Annotated in this window: 13 protein-coding genes (1 of these 13 running past the window's edge); 10 read left to right on the top strand and 3 right to left on the bottom strand. The window is 55.1% G+C overall.

Translation table 11 applies throughout. From position 1 onward, the window contains the following. Positions 1 to 82 precede the first annotated feature (82 nt). The 4 genes from DY252_RS15855 (at position 83) to DY252_RS15840 (ending at position 6,630) form a co-directional block, all read left to right on the top strand. Entirely contained in the window at positions 83 to 2,536 is a 2,454-nt protein-coding gene (locus DY252_RS15855; protein WP_082923417.1) for a TonB-dependent receptor, read from the top strand. Position 2,537: 1 nt separating this feature from the next. Then, positions 2,538 to 3,761 (top strand): MFS transporter, encoded by a 1,224-nt coding sequence (locus tag DY252_RS15850; RefSeq protein ID WP_064788360.1) that lies wholly within the window; start codon positions 2,538 to 2,540, stop codon positions 3,759 to 3,761. Between the two features lie 7 nt (positions 3,762 to 3,768). Further along, positions 3,769 to 4,893, top strand: coding sequence for an ABC transporter substrate-binding protein (locus DY252_RS15845; RefSeq protein WP_064788359.1), 1,125 nt, complete (start codon positions 3,769 to 3,771; stop codon positions 4,891 to 4,893). A 276-nt stretch (positions 4,894 to 5,169) separates the two neighbouring features. Next, positions 5,170 to 6,630: an NAD-dependent succinate-semialdehyde dehydrogenase gene (locus DY252_RS15840; RefSeq protein ID WP_064788358.1), complete on the top strand. Its 1,461-nt coding sequence runs from the start codon at positions 5,170 to 5,172 to the stop codon at positions 6,628 to 6,630. Positions 6,631 to 6,712: 82 nt separating this feature from the next. Here DY252_RS15840 and DY252_RS15835 read toward each other — a convergent pair whose 3' ends face one another. Further along, positions 6,713 to 7,264 (bottom strand): hypothetical protein, encoded by a 552-nt coding sequence (locus tag DY252_RS15835; protein ID WP_064788357.1) that lies wholly within the window; start codon positions 7,262 to 7,264, stop codon positions 6,713 to 6,715. Positions 7,265 to 7,577: 313 nt separating this feature from the next. Here DY252_RS15835 and glpK point away from each other — a divergent pair, with 313 nt between their 5' ends. Next, positions 7,578 to 9,074, top strand: a complete 1,497-nt coding sequence (gene glpK / locus DY252_RS15830; protein ID WP_064788356.1) for a glycerol kinase GlpK — start codon at positions 7,578 to 7,580, stop codon at positions 9,072 to 9,074. Between the two features lie 160 nt (positions 9,075 to 9,234). Further along, positions 9,235 to 10,176 (top strand): AEC family transporter, encoded by a 942-nt coding sequence (locus DY252_RS15825; protein ID WP_063087976.1) that lies wholly within the window; start codon positions 9,235 to 9,237, stop codon positions 10,174 to 10,176. Here DY252_RS15825 and DY252_RS15820 read toward each other — a convergent pair. After that, positions 10,173 to 12,275, bottom strand: coding sequence for a bi-domain-containing oxidoreductase (locus DY252_RS15820; RefSeq protein WP_165374915.1), 2,103 nt, complete (start codon positions 12,273 to 12,275; stop codon positions 10,173 to 10,175). The genes DY252_RS15825 and DY252_RS15820 overlap by 4 nt on opposite strands. Positions 12,276 to 12,607: 332 nt before the next feature. Between DY252_RS15820 and DY252_RS15815 the strand changes: the two genes are divergently transcribed. The 4 genes from DY252_RS15815 to DY252_RS15800 all read left to right on the top strand — a co-directional run bounded on the left by DY252_RS15815 (position 12,608) and on the right by DY252_RS15800 (position 16,866). Next, positions 12,608 to 13,504 carry a dihydrodipicolinate synthase family protein gene (locus DY252_RS15815; RefSeq protein ID WP_008890095.1) on the top strand — a complete coding sequence of 299 codons (897 nt, stop codon included), beginning with the start codon at positions 12,608 to 12,610 and terminating at the stop codon, positions 13,502 to 13,504. Positions 13,505 to 13,674: 170 nt separating this feature from the next. Further along, positions 13,675 to 14,976 carry an NAD(P)/FAD-dependent oxidoreductase gene (locus tag DY252_RS15810; RefSeq protein WP_064788353.1) on the top strand — a complete coding sequence of 434 codons (1,302 nt, stop codon included), beginning with the start codon at positions 13,675 to 13,677 and terminating at the stop codon, positions 14,974 to 14,976. A 10-nt stretch (positions 14,977 to 14,986) separates the two neighbouring features. Continuing rightward, positions 14,987 to 15,988, top strand: coding sequence for a 4-hydroxyproline epimerase (locus tag DY252_RS15805; RefSeq protein WP_064788352.1), 1,002 nt, complete (start codon positions 14,987 to 14,989; stop codon positions 15,986 to 15,988). Between the two features lie 209 nt (positions 15,989 to 16,197). Beyond that, positions 16,198 to 16,866, top strand: coding sequence for a GntR family transcriptional regulator (locus DY252_RS15800; RefSeq protein ID WP_008890092.1), 669 nt, complete (start codon positions 16,198 to 16,200; stop codon positions 16,864 to 16,866). A gap of 78 nt (positions 16,867 to 16,944) precedes the next feature. On the opposite strand, the gene DY252_RS15795 is transcribed toward DY252_RS15800, so the two are convergent. Further along, positions 16,945 to 17,191: the 3' end of a proline racemase family protein gene (locus DY252_RS15795; protein ID WP_064788603.1), read on the bottom strand. The gene runs 776 nt beyond the window's last position; only the last 247 of its 1,023 coding nucleotides appear in the window; the start codon falls outside the window, past its right edge — the gene reads right to left on this strand; the stop codon is at positions 16,945 to 16,947.

The following is a 17,191-nucleotide window of genomic DNA, read 5'->3' as shown; positions in this document are numbered from 1 at the left end:
AGGAGTTTATTTTCCCGCTCGTTTGTTTTTCTAGGTGCAGGGGGACCTGCCTGAAAAACCAATCTCATAATGGAGCGGGAATTTGTATTCCAAGCAGGCAAAATCAAAAAAGAATATCCTGATCTCGGCATTGTTGATGACGTCCTCAATCGGTCTGCCGACCGGTTTGATGGCGGCGGAAACCAACACTCAAACCGTGCCGGGCAAGCAGGTCGAGCTCGCACAAGCACTTTACAGCTTTGATTTCAGCGTCACGTCAATCGCCGAGGGTATCAGCCAGATTGGCGATGTTTCCGGCTGGAGCATCGCCTATACCATCGATCTGCCGGAAATCGCAGGATCGCGGGAAATTCGCGGCGAGCTCTCTGTCCCGGGCGCAATCGAAATGCTTATTCGCGGTACGGATTTATCCTATCGCGCAATCGGCAGCCGTTCGCTGATCATTACCGACACAAGCACGCAGGATAGCGCCAGCGGCGAAATGGTCACCGATCCGGTGATTGTCGAGGCCACCAGTGCACAATCCGATCTTGCCCCGGCCTATGCTGGCGGGCAGGTGGCAACCGGCGGACGACTGGGCATGCTCGGCAATACCGACATCATGGATGCCCCGGTCAGCATCACCAGCTACACCAGCGACTATATCGCCGATCAGCAGGCCGAAACCATCGCGGATATTCTGCAAAATGACCCGTCTGTGCGTGCGCCGAATGCCGAAACCGCCAACCTCGATACCTATCAGATCCGTGGTTTTGGCGTGAATCTGTTTAATACCGGCGAAGTTTCGTTCAACGGTGCCTATGGGGTGGCGCCAACCTATCGCGTGATGTCCGGTTTGGCAGAGCGGATCGAAGTCGTCAAAGGTCCCAATGCGTTGCTAAACGGTATGTCGCCCACCGGCGCTGTTGGCGGGGCGATCAATATCGTGCCAAAGCGGGCCGGTGAAAAGGATCTGACACGAACAAGCGTTGATTACGGTCGCGGTGAACAAGCTGGCGGCGATATTGATTTCAGCCGCCGTTTCGGGGCGGATGACGAATTTGGCGTTCGCTTTAACGGTGGTTATCACAATGGCGATACGTATCTGGATCGTCAGACGCGTGAAGCATCCCTTGGTGCGCTGGCCCTTGATTACCAAGGGGATCGTTTCCGGGCATCGGTTGACCTGATTGATCAGCGTGAAAACCTCGATGCGCCTGCACGCGAACTGCGTTTCAATTCCGGCTTTGCCATTCCCGACGCGCCTGATGGTTCCACCAACCTCATTCAGGATTGGGAATGGTCCGATGCCGTGGATCGCTCTGGCATGGTTCAGGCGGAATATGACCTGTTTGATGACGTTACGGTCTTTGGCAGCTTTGGCGGCGGGCGCACGGAACTTGATCGCCTGTTTGGCACGCCAACGGTCCAAAATGCGGCTGGCGATTACATCGACAGTGGTCTTTCCTATCGCCGTTTCCAAACCGACCGCTGGTCTGCCAGCACCGGCGTGCGGGGCGAATTTGAAACCGGTGAGGTCAAGCACAAGCTTTCACTTCAAGCGACACGTTACGAAGACGAGCTACGTCAGGGCATCAGCAATGCCGGATCAAACCCGTCGGCCAACATTTACACCACGGCTGCGGTCGCGCCGATTGCCGTCAGTGCCCCGGCCGGCAAGCCCAAAACATCTGCATCGGAACTAACCGGCTTTGCATTGGCCGATACGCTGTCCTTCCTTGATGAAACGGTTCTCGTCACCCTTGGGGCGCGTCATCAAAGCATTGCTGTTGATAACTACAGCAGCGGTGTTGTTAGCAGCTCCTATGACGACAGCGAAATCAGTCCGATGGCAGGCATCGTTGTTAAGCCGACTGAAACTGTGTCGGTTTACGCCAACTATATCGAGGGCCTCAATCAGGGCGATATTGCACCCAGCAGTGCCGCCAACGCGGGCGAAGCGATGGCACCTTATGTCGCCAAACAGATTGAAACCGGCATCAAACTTGATTTCGGAAATATTGGCGGTTCCATCTCCGCCTTCCAGATCACGCAGCCGGACGGTGACACCGATGACGGCACCAATATCTTCACTGCCGATAACGAACAGCGAAACCGCGGTATTGAGCTCAATGTCTTTGGCCAGGTGACGGATGATATTCGGTTGCTTGGTGGTGTGATGTTCCTTGAATCGGAAATCACCGAAGCCGTCAACGCAGATGACTTGGGCAAGCGGCCGGTTGGAACGCCTGAAATGCAGATCAATCTTGTTGGCGAATGGGACACCCCGTTTGTCGATGGTCTGACACTAAGCGGTACGGTCACACACACATCGTCGCAATTTGTCGATACCGCCAATACTCAAGACATTCCGGAATGGACCACGCTTGATATCGGTGCGCGTTACAAGACTGAACTTTACGACACCCCCGTAACCATTCGGGCGACGGTTCAGAACGTCACCGATGAAAGTTACTATTCGGGTGTGAACCAGTGGCGCTTCGTCTCGTTGGGCGCTCCGCGTACAGCACTGTTGTCGCTAACCGCGGACTTCTGATGTGACCGGAAACCTGATCGGGGCAAACAGGAAAATCCATCTCCTGTTTGTCCTGCAATTGGTATCCATGGGCGCAATGGAAATGAGCGGGCCGTTCTGGCCCGTTCATCTGCGTTCGCTTACCAGTTCGGATGATCTGTTCGCCGTCGCCAGTGTCGGCGTTTATGTCGGGCCGATGCTGGGTATCATGTTGACCAGCACGTTTTGGGGGCGGGTCGGGGATCGGTTCGGCCACAAGGCGATGATGATACGTGCCCTTTTTGGCTTGGCCGCAACCCAGCTGGCACTGGCTTATGCCGGTGATGTCTTCTCGATCCTGAGCTTGCGGTTTTTGCAAGGGGCGTGTGCCGGCTATATCGCACCAGCGCAGGCGTACGGCGTCAGCATCGAAAGCCCGGCACGGCGGGCAAAGCTGTTTGCCTATTTGCAGGTGTCGACCAATCTCGGCTCGCTGTGCGGGGCGTTGCTTGGTGGTGTGATCCTTGATCTTGCCAGCTTCTTTTGGATTAACTTTTCGGCGGCCATCCTGTGTGCGCTGTGCATGATTTCGGTTTGGGTTTTGCTTCCAACTGTCGCCGCTCCGGTGCGGCCTAAGACAGGTGACAGACCGGATACCAAGCCAAGCATGCTGCGATCGCCACAGGTCATTTCCTTGCTGACGATCATCGGCGTTCTGTTGCTTGGCCGAATGGTGACGCAATCGCCGTTTCCGATTTATGTCCTGCACACTTTTGATGTCGGCAACTGGGTTGTTGGCCTGTGCTATGGCCTGTTGGCACTGGGCTTTGTCGCAACGGCGCCTCTTTGGGCGCGTTATTTCGAAGGACGTTCTGCGCAAAACGTTCTGGGGCGAATGTGTCTGGTCATTGCCGGATGCGTGGTCGTGACCGTAACGGCCGGGCTGACCGGGTCGGTCATTGTTTTTGCCGCGATGTATTTCCTGTGGGGAATGCTTTTGGGCGCGACCACGCCGGTTCTGACCGCACTGGTGTCACGCAGCGCGTCTGATCATCAGCAAGGATATTTGCTGGGACTGGCGCAAAGCACAGCCCAGTTTTCATCGATTGCTGGGATCGCAGTTGGCGGCTGGTTCGCGCAGGTTTCCGGGCTTTCAAACATCTATTTTCTCGTCGGTTTTGTCTATTTCGTCGGCTTGGTGCTGACCGCTGTGACGCGCGTTGGTGTCGGTCGTACGACAAACCCGACTGAGCTATCAGGGGAGTAAAACGAGGATGCGTAAAATTTCACAGATACTTATTGGTTTGGTTTTGGTCCTGATTGGGCCGATTTCAGCACAGGCAGAAACCGTCACGGTAACCGATATTGCCGGGCGCGAAGTTGCGGTCAATGTCCCGATCAAACGTGCCATCCTTGGCGAAGGGCGCCAGCTTTACATCATTGCCGCCATTGATCGCGAAAATCCGGCGGCGCGCATTGTCGGTTGGCGCAAGGACCTGATCGAAGCCGATCCGGCAACCTATCAGGCCTATCTTGCGAAGTTCCCGGAATTTGCCGATATCCCGGCCTTCGAGGGGCTGGAGCAAAGCCTGATTGATATCGAAACCACGATTGCGCAAAAGCCTGACATCGTTTTCCTCAATCTTGAAACCAAGCGCGCGGTGGAAGAAGCCGCCTATATCGAAAAGCTTGGGGCCCTTGATATTCCGGTGGTCTATGTCGATTTTCGCAACAGCCCGGAAGTCAATACCGAACCCTCCATACGTTTGTTCGGAAAACTGTTTGGCAAGCAAGACCGTGCCGAGGAATTTATCGCGTTCCGTGCTGAGGAAATCGCAAAAATCACTGATCGTCTGGCCAGTGTGAAACCGGAACGTCCAAAGGTATTCATCGACCGCGCCGCCGGGTTTTACGAGGATTGCTGCCATTCATTTGGCGATGGCAATTTCGGTGCGATGGTTGAAATGGCCGGTGGCGACAATATTGCCAAGGACCTGATCCCAGGCACCTTCGGGCAGATCAATGCCGAACAGGTCATTGTTTCCGATCCGGACCACATCATTGTCACCAGCGCGATGTGGGATGTCTATGTGCCGGGCGGCAAATGGGTTCCGGTTGGTCCGGGTGCCGACCCGGACGAAATCGTTGAAAAGCTGAAATTCTATCCGACCCGCCCGGCATATCTCGGCATCAAGGCGCAAAAGACCAAAGCATTCCATGCGGTCTGGCATCAGTTTTACAATAGCCCCTATCAATTCGTCGCCATTCAGCAGATAGCCAAATGGTTTCACCCCGAACTGTTTGCAGATATCGATCCCGATGAAACCTTCAAACAGCTTCATGACCGCTTTCTGCCGATTGATTATCAGCCGGGCTATTTCGGGACGCTGTCGAACTAGGTGTGTTTTTGCGCATAACATAATAACGCGATGACTGATCATGGCGGGAGCAACACTGTTGTTCCCGCTTTTTTGCGCAAATATCGCAGGTTCTGCTAATCGGCGGTGGTTGGCTGTCCTTTGATGAAATCTTCTAGCAAAGCAGGCCTCGACCCCGGTTTGCGATTGCTATTGGGGAAATATCTCGCAAAAATGTGGCATCCACCACGGAGCAGACTAGATAAGGATCAGCGTCCGATCATGTCGCTCCCAATAATGCTTTCCGGAGGCACTCAAATGATTTCGCTTAAAGACCCCAGTCTTTTCACCCAGCAGGCCTATGTCGGCGGGGAATGGGTCGATGCCCCAGACGGGAAAACAGCCGAGGTAACCAACCCCGCAACCGGTGAAGTGCTTGGCACGGTTCCGGTCCTTGGCCGTGATGAAGTTGCGCATGCCATTGATGTCGCCGAAAAGGCGCAGAAGCTTTGGAAAAAGCGCACCGCCAAGGAACGCGCAGGCATCCTGATGAAATGGTACGACCTGATGATGGAAAATCAGGACGACCTGGCCGCACTGATGACGGCAGAGCAAGGTAAACCATTGACCGAGGCCAAGGGCGAGATCGCCTATGGCTCATCCTTCCTGCAGTGGTTTGCCGAAGAAGCCAAACGCGTCTATGGCGATGTGATCCCGACCTTTGCCGAAGGTCGCCGTGTGATGGTTCTGAAAGAACCGATTGGTGTTTGTGCCGCCATCACGCCGTGGAACTTCCCGACCGCGATGATCACCCGCAAAGCCGCCCCGGCCCTGGCCGTTGGCTGTTCAATGGTGGTCAAACCGGCGATGGAAACACCGTATTCCGCCCTTGCCATGGCAATTCTGGCCGAACGTGCCGGTTTGCCCAAGGGGCTGTTGTCCATCGTGACCGGTGATGCACCGGTGATCGGTGCGGAAATGACCGAAAATGCCAAGGTCCGCAAACTGACCTTTACCGGTTCGACCGCGATTGGGCGTTTGTTGATGCGTCAGTGTTCCGATACCGTCAAAAAGGTCAGCCTGGAGCTTGGCGGCAACGCGCCGTTCATCGTCTGTGAAGATGCCGATATCGATGCGGCGGTCGAAGGGGCTATTGCGTCCAAATACCGTAACGCCGGTCAGACCTGTGTCTGTGCCAACCGTCTGTTTGTCCATGATGCAATCTATGACGAGTTCGCAGAGAAATACGCGGCCAAGGTTGCCAAAATGACCGTCGGGAATGGTGCAGACGAAGGCGTTGTGATCGGCCCGCTGATCACGGAAAAGGCTGTCGAAAAGGTCGAAAGCCAGATTGCAGATGCGGTTGCCAAGGGTGGCCGTATCCTGACGGGTGGTAAGCGTCATGAAAAGGGCGGCTCTTTCTTCCAGCCGACCGTGATTGCCGATGCCACCCGCGAAATGACCGTCTTCCGCGAGGAAACCTTTGGCCCGATGGCACCGCTGATCCGGTTCAAAACCGATGATGAAGTGCTTGAGATGGCCAATGATTCCGAGTTCGGTCTGGCATCCTACTTCTATTCGCGTGACATCAACCGGATCTGGAAACTGGCCGAGGGCCTTGAAAGCGGGATTGTCGGGGTCAATACCGGCATCATCTCGACCGAGGTGGCACCGTTTGGTGGCGTCAAACAATCCGGTGTCGGCCGTGAAGGATCGAAATACGGTGTCGAGGATTACCTCGAAGTCAAATATGTCTGCATGGGCGGCGTTGACGAATAACGCTTATCCCCCCAGAAGGCATAAAAAAAAGGGCGCTGCAACTCGCAGCGCCCTTTTGTATTGAAGGCCACAAGGCCCGCACTCAGACATCAAAGATGTTTTTCTTGCGCGCGCCAGAGGCTTCATCCTGTTCGTCCTGCGTGCCGGTAATCGACTGCGAAGAGCCGCTTGGCAGTTCGGACTGCAATTCGGTAAACACATCGAACATGTTCGGGTTAAAGGCGATCCGTGCCTGCAGACGGTCGCGGCGCTCATCGGCGGTTTCATCCCCGTCGGCTGATTTTCCAAGTTCGGCCTCGGCCATACTGTTGCCGTTCAGGCGCTGCTCGATGGCATCGGCAATGACCTTTTCGATAGCCTGGCGATCATCGGCATCCATTTCGGCCAGTTTCTCTTCATCAAGGCCCATGCTTTGAAGGATCTTCGCACGCAATTCTTCGATCTTGCGTTCCTCGATTTCCTTTACATAGGTCGTGAAACCATGTTCGCGGATATAGGCCAGCTCGGCATTTTCTTCCTTCTTCTTTTCGGGAAGCGGGACGGTGTTCGATGAAATGGTCTGGCGGAAACTGGCCGCACTTTTGGCGCTTTGTGCGGTGTTGGTGACAGCAGCCAACGTTTCATACAATCCCATCAGAAACCTCCATGGGGAAAAAGATGCCGGTTGAAATTCATTCTCCTGTTTTCGTTGCAAACCCTGTGCCGAGCTAAGCGGGCACGTTTTTCCCGCCTGTTTGATCACCAAAACCGGCCTGAAAATTCCTTTGTAAATCAGGGGTATGAACGCATTGCGCAGAAAAATTTTCGAAAACGAATTGTTTTTTGCCGCGATTTTTTTCTAAATAGAGCGATAAAACCAATGGCACCGTCATTAGGACGGGCCGCAACGCATCAATGTATGCAGGGTCGAATGGCAGGAAACCTGCCGGCTCGGGAGGAAAACAAACATGTCAGAAACGCGCTATATCCTTGCCATTGATCAGGGAACGACAAGCTCACGCGCCATTGTCTTTGATGAAAACGGTCGCTCCGTTTCCGTCGCCCAGCAGGAATTCCCGCAACATTTCCCCAATAGTGGCTGGGTCGAACATGACCCGGAAGATCTGTGGAGCACCGTAGTCGCCGTCTGCAAGGAGGCATTGGCACGGGTTGATGTCGCCAAGGTCGCCGCAATCGGCATCACCAACCAGCGTGAAACCACCGTTGTCTGGGATCGCAAGACCGGCAAGGCGATCTATAACGCGATTGTCTGGCAGGATCGCCGGACGGCAGCGCTGTGTCATGAGCTTAAAAAGCGTGATCCCAAGCTTGAAGAGGCGGTCAATGCCAAATCCGGTCTTTTGATTGATCCTTATTTCTCGGCCACCAAGGTTGCCTGGATTTTGGATCATGTAACCGGTGCCCGTGCACGCGCCGATCAGGGTGATCTGGCCTTTGGCACGGTTGACAGTTTCCTTTTATGGCGTCTGACCGGCGGCAAATCGCATGCAACCGATGCGACCAATGCGGCCCGCACCAACCTTTTCAATATTCGCGACAACGCCTGGGATGACGAGCTTTGCAAAATCTTCCGCGTCCCGCGCAACATGCTGCCCGATGTCAAGGACTGTGCGGCTGATTTCGGGGTAACCGATACCGATCTGTTCGGCGCTGAAATCCCGGTTCTGGGCATGGCGGGTGATCAGCAGGCGGCGGCATTCGGTCAGTGCTGCTTTGAACCGGGTGATATCAAAAGTACCTATGGCACCGGCTGCTTTGTCATCCTGAATACCGGTGATGAGGCCGTAACCTCGCAACACCGTCTTCTGACCACGGTTGGTTATCGCATCAATGGCAAAACAAGTTACGCCATCGAAGGCGCGATCTTTGTTGCCGGGGCGGCGGTGCAATGGTTGCGCGACGGGCTTGGTATCATCAAGTCGGCGGCCGAAACCGAAGGGCTGGCAAAATCACTTGATGACAATCATGGTGTTTACCTTGTCCCGGCCTTTACCGGCCTTGGCGCACCTTATTGGGACCCGGATGCTCGCGGGGCGATTTTTGGCCTGACACGTGATACCGGACCGCGCGAGTTCGTGCGTGCGGCCCTTGAAAGCGTTTGTTATCAGACGTTTGATCTGTTCGAGGCGATGGCAGCCGATGGTGTTTCGCCCAAGGCGGTGCGGGTTGATGGCGGCATGGTCGCTAATGACTGGATGTGTCAGATGCTTTCTGACGTTTTGGGCATTTCGGTCGAACGTCCCGAAGTCACCGAAACCACGGCACTTGGGGCGGCATATCTTGCCGGATTGCAGGCCGGTATTTACCGCGATCTCGATCATATTTCAGAGAAATGGCACCTTGATGCCAGCTTCGAGCCCGATATCGAGCCGGGCCGCCGTCAGGGATTGCTGAATGGCTGGAAAGATGCGGTGAAGCGCGTGCAGACAAGCCCAAGTGACTGATACGCATGGCTGCCTTGCCGGTCAATTTGCCGGGCGGGGCTGGTAAGTCTGCGCAATCATTTGTACTATGACAGGACAGCGTCAATGATGCTGTCCTTTCTTTTTGCGTGATCGACGTGGTTTTCCCGATCTGTTGCGCCGTTCTTGCCATGGGGGAAACATGCTTGATCTGATCGTCGGAAAAGTGGGACCGGTCTTTCTGACGATCCTGTGCGGTTTTCTTCTTACCCACATCAAAATCATCAAGCGTGAAGGCATTCCATTTTTGGCCAAGCTTGCCATGAATGCCTTTATCCCGGCGATGCTGTTTCAGACCCTGTCGCAATCCGACATCAGCGCGCATTTCGATCTGCGGCTTTGGGGCAGTTATTATTCCGGCGTGCTGTTGAACTTCGCGCTAGTGTTTATAATCGCCAAGCTTTGGCTGAGTGCCAAAACTGATGAAGCAGCCGTCACTGCGATGGGAGGCGTCTTTTCCAACATCGTTCTTCTTGGCATTCCACTGGTGCAGGCGGTTTACGGCGAAGAAGGCCTGGTGCCGCTTTTGATCGTGCTGTCGATCCATCCAGTCACCCTGATGGGCATGACAATTCTGATTGTTGAGGGCAGCCGCGGCGGCGACGGTCATTGGCTATCCAATGTATTTCGCAGCATCGTGCGTGTGGCCAGAAATCCGATCATTGCGGCGATTGTGCTTGGGGTTCTGGCATCGCTGTTTGAAATCCGCATGCCGGAAATGGTCGATGGCACGCTTGAACGCTTCCGCACAGCCGGTCCGACCATTGCGCTTTTGCTTGTCGGGGCCGGGCTTTACGGGCAGTCGGTGCGCGGTAACCTCAGTGCCAGCTTGCTCTGCACCACGGCCAAAATGTTTGTCCAGCCGCTTCTGGTGTTCTCGGTCGGGCATTTCATTTTCGATCTGCCGCCGCTTTGGCTGATGATCGTCACACTGGTGGCTGCACTGCCAAGCGGGGCGAATGTCGCAATTGTCGCGGGCAGTTATAATGTTTGCATTGATCGGTCATCCACGACGATCTTGCTAACCACCATCATAAGTATGCTGACCTTGCCGCTTCTGATCCTTTACGCAGGACTGCTTTAATTTGGCGTTTGGGCGGTGGTCGTGTTGGCGGCCATCAGGATACGCGCCATCAGATCAATCTCGTTTTCAATGCTTGGCATCAGGGCAGAGCGCTCGCCACTTAAAACGGCGCTTGCGAAGGCCTCAATCGCAGCCGCCTGACCCTTATCCTGCCCAAACCAGTTGCGTGTTACGATACGGCGGTTGATCCGAAGCATTTTCCAGTCAAACAGGCTGACCGAGAAATTTGGCGCCGTTACCTCAAGCACTTCCTTGGGCTCAACCCGATTGCCGTGCAAGTAACTGACCTCGCCCATTGATCCATCGGCAAAACTCAGCTGCCAGATGCTGTCACCCGCCGTGCGATCAATCCAGTGACAATTGAGCTCATTCAGCTCGCTATCGATCAGGCTCATAATCAGATCAATAAAGTGACTGATTTCACCAATCGTGCGCCCACCCTGATCCGAATGATGAAGCCAGTGACCGGTTGGAAGCGGCGTGATACGAACCCGATAGTGAAATTGTTTTACGCCAGTTGGCAGCGCTTCACGCAGTTTCGCAGCCATCGGCGCATAACGCCGATTATGCCCGACCATGAAGATGTTTCGCGGCATGCGATCAGCGATTTCTCGCAGCAAGTCCAGACCCGCGCGATCAATTGCAATCGGCTTTTCCAGCCAGACATTTCTGCCAGCAAGAATGGACGCGGCGGCCAATTCGGCGTGACTGTCATGGCGCGTGGCGATGATAACGCTGTTGAGACTCTGATCCTCAAGCAGCCCCTTCGCTCCGCCATACATGCGAAGACCATGAATCTGCTTTGACAGCGCAACTGCTGCCAATCCATTTTGAGAACAGCAGGCCGTGATTTCGACTTTCGGGTGCTTTCGCAACAGGGGCAACAAACCGCCCCCCAGATAGTTGCCCGCCCCGATCAGTCCGACCCGCAGATGATCATGTGTCAGTACGGATGTCCGCACCGACAGAGCAGGGGGCTTTAGGGGGACGTTTTCTGCATTTCTATATCGCACCAGTGTCGCCAATTGTGCTGGGTCTGGCCCCTTGGCGAAGTGATCTGCGATGTCGGCAAAATCAATCTCGGATGTGATCAGTGGCGTCGGATCAAGGCGGCCATCTGCCATCAGATCAAGGGCGGCCTGCATGTTGCGCTTAATGGTCCAGCGCACGTGACCAAGCGGATAATCTTCGCCACGTTCCTCATAATTGGGATCATAACGCCCCGGCCCATAGGACCGGACTTGCCGAATGGTGATTTCCTTTTCATACAGCGCCTTGCGCTGGCCATTCGGCGTCACATCGCCAACGCATATGATTGTGGCCCGGTCACGACAAAGGCGGGCGGCGTCGTCGATCAATCGATGATTTCCCTTGCCCGGCGCAGAGATAAAGACGCTGTCAAATCCGCTTTGCGACGCATCGCTTGCCTTGGCGAAACCGACTGCACGGCTTTCGCCCGTTGCAATCTTGAGGCGCGCAAGATCAGGCTCGATCACGGTCACCAACGCACCGGCAGCCCGTGCTGTCTCAGCGACAAGCTGCCCAATCAAACCCGCCCCGATAACAGCAACCTGGTCACCAATCGATGTCTCTCCCTGCCGAAGGGCATGCAAGGCCAAGGCATACAATGTCGCAAACACAGCCTTGCGGTCGGGCACCGCATCCGGAACCGGGCAGGCAAGGTTAACCGAAACCTGATTCCACTCGGCATGATTGGCCTGCCCCATCCCCGCAATCGCTAAACGCTGTCTGGCTCTGAGGTCCGTAACATTCTCGCCCGTGGCCTCAACCCGCCCGACAGCGCAATAGCCCATTGGCATCGGACGCCCCAGACGGTTTTCAACACGCGCACGCGTTCTGCCAAAGCCTTCCGATTTCAGATGTTTCAATGTCAGCGCGACCAGATCTGGCCGCTGCCATGCCTTTTGCAACAAGGATGCGCGGGTCTGGTGGGCTTGGGCGAATTCCGTTCCGGGACTGATGACAGAGTAGGCCGTTTTGACAAGGACAGCATTTTTGCCCGGTGCCGGGATGGGGCAATTGGCTAGGGCAAGTTTGCGTTCACCAGGAAAACGCAACAAAGCCTTCATCTCTGTCATTATCGTCCTCGGTTTCATTGGTTGAAAACTCTGGTGATGATTAAACCATATGTCGTGCTAACTGGTCGATCCGTTCTTGCAATGATGATTGAGGTGCAATCTGTCTCCTCCTGACGGGCGTATGTCCGATGGAGTACTTTCGCCAAACGGGACCATCTCTGTCATTCGGTGAGTTTTGCGGACAAAATAATTTCAACAAAAATCCCATTGCATCGCGATTTTTAGTTTTGTATACAATATACATGAATTGAATGCGGTCGCCGTTGATCGGGGCTGTGATGCTTAAAGGCGCCGGTATGTTGCCGTGCTGCCATATCAGGAGGTTTCTTTCCATGCAGGTAAACTGGACTGGCGTTTTCCCCGCCGTTGCCACCCAGATGAACGAAGACGGTTCGATCGATTTCGATATGACCGCCAAACAGATCGAAGACCTGATCACGGCCGGTGTTGATGGCCTCGTTATGCTGGGCTCGGTTGGTGAAAACACTGCCCTTGAGCCGGACGAAAAAATCGCCGTTCTGAAGCTCGCTGTCGAAGTCACCAAGGGCCGTATCCCGGTCCTGTCCGGTGTCGCCGAAAATTCGACCCGTGCGGCCATCCGCTATGTGCAGGAATGCGAAAAGCTCGGTGCTGATGGCCTGATGCTTCTGCCCGGCATGGTCTATACCGCCGATCCGCGCGAAAATATCGAGCATTTCCGCACGGTCGCGGGCGCGACCAAGCTGCCGATCATGATCTATAACAACCCGGGTGCCTATCGCATCGACATCAAGCCCGAAGAGTTCAACCAGCTTGCCGATGTCAAAAACCTTGTCGCGATTAAGGAAAGCTCAGGCGATCCGCGTCGTATTACCGACATCTATAATGCCTGCGGCGATCGTTTTGTTCTGTTCTGCGGCATGGATGATCTTGTCATGGAAACGCAGGTTCTCGGTGCGGTTGGCTGGATTTCCGGCTTCACCGATGCCTTCCCGAAAGAATCGGTTGCGCTCTGGAAGCTGCTGTCGGAAGGCAAATACACCGAAGCGCTTGAAATCTATCGCTGGTTCACCCCGGTTCTGCACATGGATGTCCATGCCAAGCTGGTTCAGTACATCAAGCTTGCCCAGGAAATGACCGGCGTTGGCAAACCGCACGTCCGTGCACCGCGTCTGCCGCTGGTCGGTGAAGAGCTTGAAACCATCAAGGCCACCATCCAGAAAGCCATCGATACCCGCCCGTCGCTCTGATCGGCAGTCCTTTGCAATCAGGATGCGTACCCGCAAAACCGTGATTGCATTGAGACGGTATTTGATGAAACAGTGAGCTCCTCCGCTTATCTCGTGGGGGAGCTTCCTGCTATCTGTTTGCAGCTCAGAAGCACCAAAATACGCATCGTCGAAATTCGAGAGGCCCCAAAATGACATCAGCCAAAACCGCTACGCCATCTGATACCGCCGCCGGTCAAAAGGTTGTTGTGATTGGTGCGGGTATTGTCGGGGCCAATGTCGGATTGGCGCTGCTCGATAAGGGCTATGACGTCACAATTCTTGATCGCGGCGAACCGGGCATGGGTGCATCCTTTGGCAATGCGGGCGGAATCGCGGTTTCCGAATGCGCGCCGGTCGCGATGCCGGGCGTGCTTAAAAACGTACCCGGTTGGTTGATGGACCCGTTGGGCCCGCTTTCGGTGCGCTGGGGCTATTTGCCCAAAATGATGCCCTGGTTGTTGATGTTTCTGGCATCCAGCAGAAAGCAACGGGTCGAACAGATCGCAACCAATATGGCGACCTTGCTCAACCGCGCATGGGATGATTACGACCCGGTGCTTAAGGAAGCTGGCCTTACGGATGCGGTTTTCAAAAAACACGGAGCGATGGCGGTGTATCGCAGCAATGCGTCTCGTCAGGCAGCCGAATATGCCATTGATCTGCGTCGGCGTAACGGTATCAAGCTGCGCGATCTGACCGGTGATGAAGTGCGCGATATCGAGCCCGATCTGGCGCCGATCTTTGCCTGCGGCGTGATGGAAGAAGACTGGGGCCATGTCCTTGATCCGTTCAAAATCACCACCGGCATTTTCAAGCATTTCCTCGATCGTGGCGGTAAATTCGAGACCGCCGATGTCACCAATTTTGTCTTCCGCGATGGCAAACCGCGTGCTGCCACCACCGATGCTGGCGACATGATCACGTTTGATCATGTGGTTGTCGCCTGCGGTGCCTGGTCAAAGACGCTGGCCAAACGGCTGGGCTCGCCGGTGCCGCTTGATACCGAACGTGGCTATAACACCACCGTGCCCTATCACGATGCCAAACTATCGCGCATGATTGTCTGTGCCGATGACAGCTTTGTTTTAAGTCCGCTTGAAATGGGCATTCGCGTTGGTGGGGCGGTCGAACTTGGGGGCCTTCTGGCTGCACCAAATTACGAACGTGCCAAGGCGCTGTTTGCCAAGGGCAAGGAAGTCCTGCCCAAACTGAATGCCGAGGGCGGCACCGAATGGATGGGCTTCCGTCCCTCCATGCCCGATTCAACCCCGGTCATTTCCAAAAGCCCGCATCATGCCAATGCCTATTTTGCCTTCGGGCACGGGCATCTTGGCTTGACGTTGGGGGCAACGACCGGGCGTCTGGTTGCCGATCTGATGGCAACGGGTAAAACGCCGGTCGACATGACCCCGTATCGCATTAATCGTTTCTCTCGTTTCTATAGTATCTAGGGCCCCATCCATGGCGAAAAGCAGTTTCTTTTGTGTCGACGGTCATACCTGTGGCAACCCGGTGCGTCTGGTTGCCGGCGGTGGTCCCAAGCTTGACGGTGCGACCATGCTTGAAAAGCGTGCGCATTTTCTTCGTGAGTATGACTGGATCCGTACCGGGCTGATGTTTGAGCCGCGCGGTCATGACGTTATGTCGGGCTCGATCCTCTATGATCCGACCTCGGATGATTATGACGTCGCGGTGCTGTTTATCGAAACATCGGGCTGCCTGCCGATGTGCGGTCATGGCACGATTGGTACTGTCACCATGGCGATCGAGGAAGGTCTGGTAAAACCCAAAACCCCCGGTCGTTTGCGCCTTGAAACACCGGCGGGCCTCGTCATTGCCGAATATAATCAGGTTGGTGATTACGTAAAATCGGTCAAGCTCACCAACGTGCCGTCGTTCCTTTATAAAACCGATATCGAAGTCGATTGCCCCGATATTGGTCCGATCAAGGTCGATGTTGCCTATGGTGGTAATTTCTATGCGATTGTCGAACCGCAGGAAAACTACCGCGACATGGCTGATTTTTCGGCCGGTGACCTGCAACGCATCAGCCCGGAACTCCGCCGTCGCCTGAACGAACAGAACGAATTTGTGCATCCGCTTTATCCCGATATCAAGGGCCTGTCGCACATCCAGTGGACCGGCAAGCCGACCCAACCTGACAGCACGCATCGCAATGCGGTGTTCTATGGTGACAAGGGTATTGATCGCTCGCCATGTGGCACTGGTTCCTCGGCCCGGCTCGCCCAACTGGTTGCCAAGGGGCAATGGGATCCCGAGCATGAGTTGGTCCATGAAAGCATTATCGGATCACAGTTCCGGGTGTCGGTGGTCGAGAAAACCAAGGTCGGTGAATTTGATGCCGTCGTGCCGGGGATCGAAGGCTGGGCGCGCAAGCATGGCTACAACACCATCTTCATTGATGACCGCGATCCCTATGCCCATGGCTTCATTGTCAAATAGGCAAAGTGCTGTCGATCACGCCAAGGGGGCTTCATGCCCCCTTTGTCGTATATCGGCGAAGTTTGGCTGCTAATACAGTAGGCAATTGTATTGCGACTTGTTTGACCCAACGCTATGAATAGCAAAACTGACAGATTCTGTCGGATGGAACTTTGCCCGATTGATCAGCATGCCATGTCGCGTCGGGGTAACACCATAAAAGAGCTGAAATGACCGCATCACCGCGATTTACCCGCCGTACCATCACCGATCAGGTGACCGAAGATCTTCGTGCACGTATTCTGACCGGCGATTTCCCTGCCGGCTACCAATTGCGACAGGATGCCATCGCGGGTGAATATAATGTCTCGCGCATTCCGGTCCGCGAAGCCTTGCAGCGCCTTGATGCCGAAGGGCTCGTCTCGTTCCAGCCGCACAAGGGCGCGATTGTCTCGCAGCTCTCGCTTGACGAGATCGAGGAGCTGTTTGAAGTGCGCAAGCTGCTTGAATGTGATCTTCTGCGTCATGCCGTCCCGCGCCTGACCCCGGCGGACCTCAAATCGGTCGAAGATATCCTGATGGTCTATGACGAGGCGTTCCGGTCCGGCGATGTTTCCAAGTGGGGGGAGCTTAACCGCGAATTCCACGACCGGCTTTATCGCGCATCGAACCGTCCCAAGACGCTCGAGATTGTCCGCATGATCGGCAACAACACCGTGCGCTTTACCCAGGCACAGCTGGCCCTTTCCGGCGCAACCGACCGGGCCGAGCGCGAACACCACCAGATATTTGACGCTTGCAAGGCCGGGAATGTCGAAGAGGCCGTCGAGCTTCTCGCCAACCACATCCAAAGTTCTGCCGACAGCCTGATGGACTGCCTGCGCAAGGCGCGTGAATAGGCGAACCAACTCCGACCAAGTCCGAAACGTAAAAAGGGATGCTGATGGCATCCCTTTTCTGTTTCTGTCTTGGTGAACTCAGCCAACAATAAAACCCCGCCCGATCACATCATCCTCTTCAAGCCAGAAACTGGCCTTGCCACTATAATGCGCCTTGCCCGTGACCGAGGCGATAATGGCTTCATGCGGGCCACAGCGGGTTGTGGCTTCAACCGATCCTTCAAAGCTCGACCCGATCACGCTTTCAAATACCCGGACCTGACCCGGTGCAATCAGCCCCTTGGCGTGCTGTATGGCAAGCCGGGCGCTGACGCCGGACCCGGTC

The sequence above is a fragment of the Thalassospira indica genome, assembly GCF_003403095.1.
GTDB classification, from domain to species: domain Bacteria; phylum Pseudomonadota; class Alphaproteobacteria; order Rhodospirillales; family Thalassospiraceae; genus Thalassospira; species Thalassospira indica.
Note: the sequence above shows the minus strand (reverse complement) of the source record. Positions and strands in the feature narration are given on the sequence as shown.

Bases quoted from the DNA above. Each gene is read 5' to 3' on its own strand.
- DY252_RS15845 (WP_064788359.1), top strand. From the start codon at position 3,769: ATGCGTAAAATTTCACAGATACTTATTGGTTTGGTTTTGGTCCTGATT.
- DY252_RS15840 (WP_064788358.1), top strand. From the start codon at position 5,170: ATGATTTCGCTTAAAGACCCCAGTCTTTTCACCCAGCAGGCCTATGTC.
- DY252_RS15835 (WP_064788357.1), bottom strand. From the start codon at position 7,264: ATGGGATTGTATGAAACGTTGGCTGCTGTCACCAACACCGCACAAAGC.
- glpK (WP_064788356.1), top strand. From the start codon at position 7,578: ATGTCAGAAACGCGCTATATCCTTGCCATTGATCAGGGAACGACAAGC.
- DY252_RS15825 (WP_063087976.1), top strand. From the start codon at position 9,235: ATGCTTGATCTGATCGTCGGAAAAGTGGGACCGGTCTTTCTGACGATC.
- DY252_RS15820 (WP_165374915.1), bottom strand. From the start codon at position 12,275: ATGACAGAGATGAAGGCTTTGTTGCGTTTTCCTGGTGAACGCAAACTT.
- DY252_RS15815 (WP_008890095.1), top strand. From the start codon at position 12,608: ATGCAGGTAAACTGGACTGGCGTTTTCCCCGCCGTTGCCACCCAGATG.
- DY252_RS15810 (WP_064788353.1), top strand. From the start codon at position 13,675: ATGACATCAGCCAAAACCGCTACGCCATCTGATACCGCCGCCGGTCAA.
- DY252_RS15805 (WP_064788352.1), top strand. From the start codon at position 14,987: ATGGCGAAAAGCAGTTTCTTTTGTGTCGACGGTCATACCTGTGGCAAC.
- DY252_RS15800 (WP_008890092.1), top strand. From the start codon at position 16,198: ATGACCGCATCACCGCGATTTACCCGCCGTACCATCACCGATCAGGTG.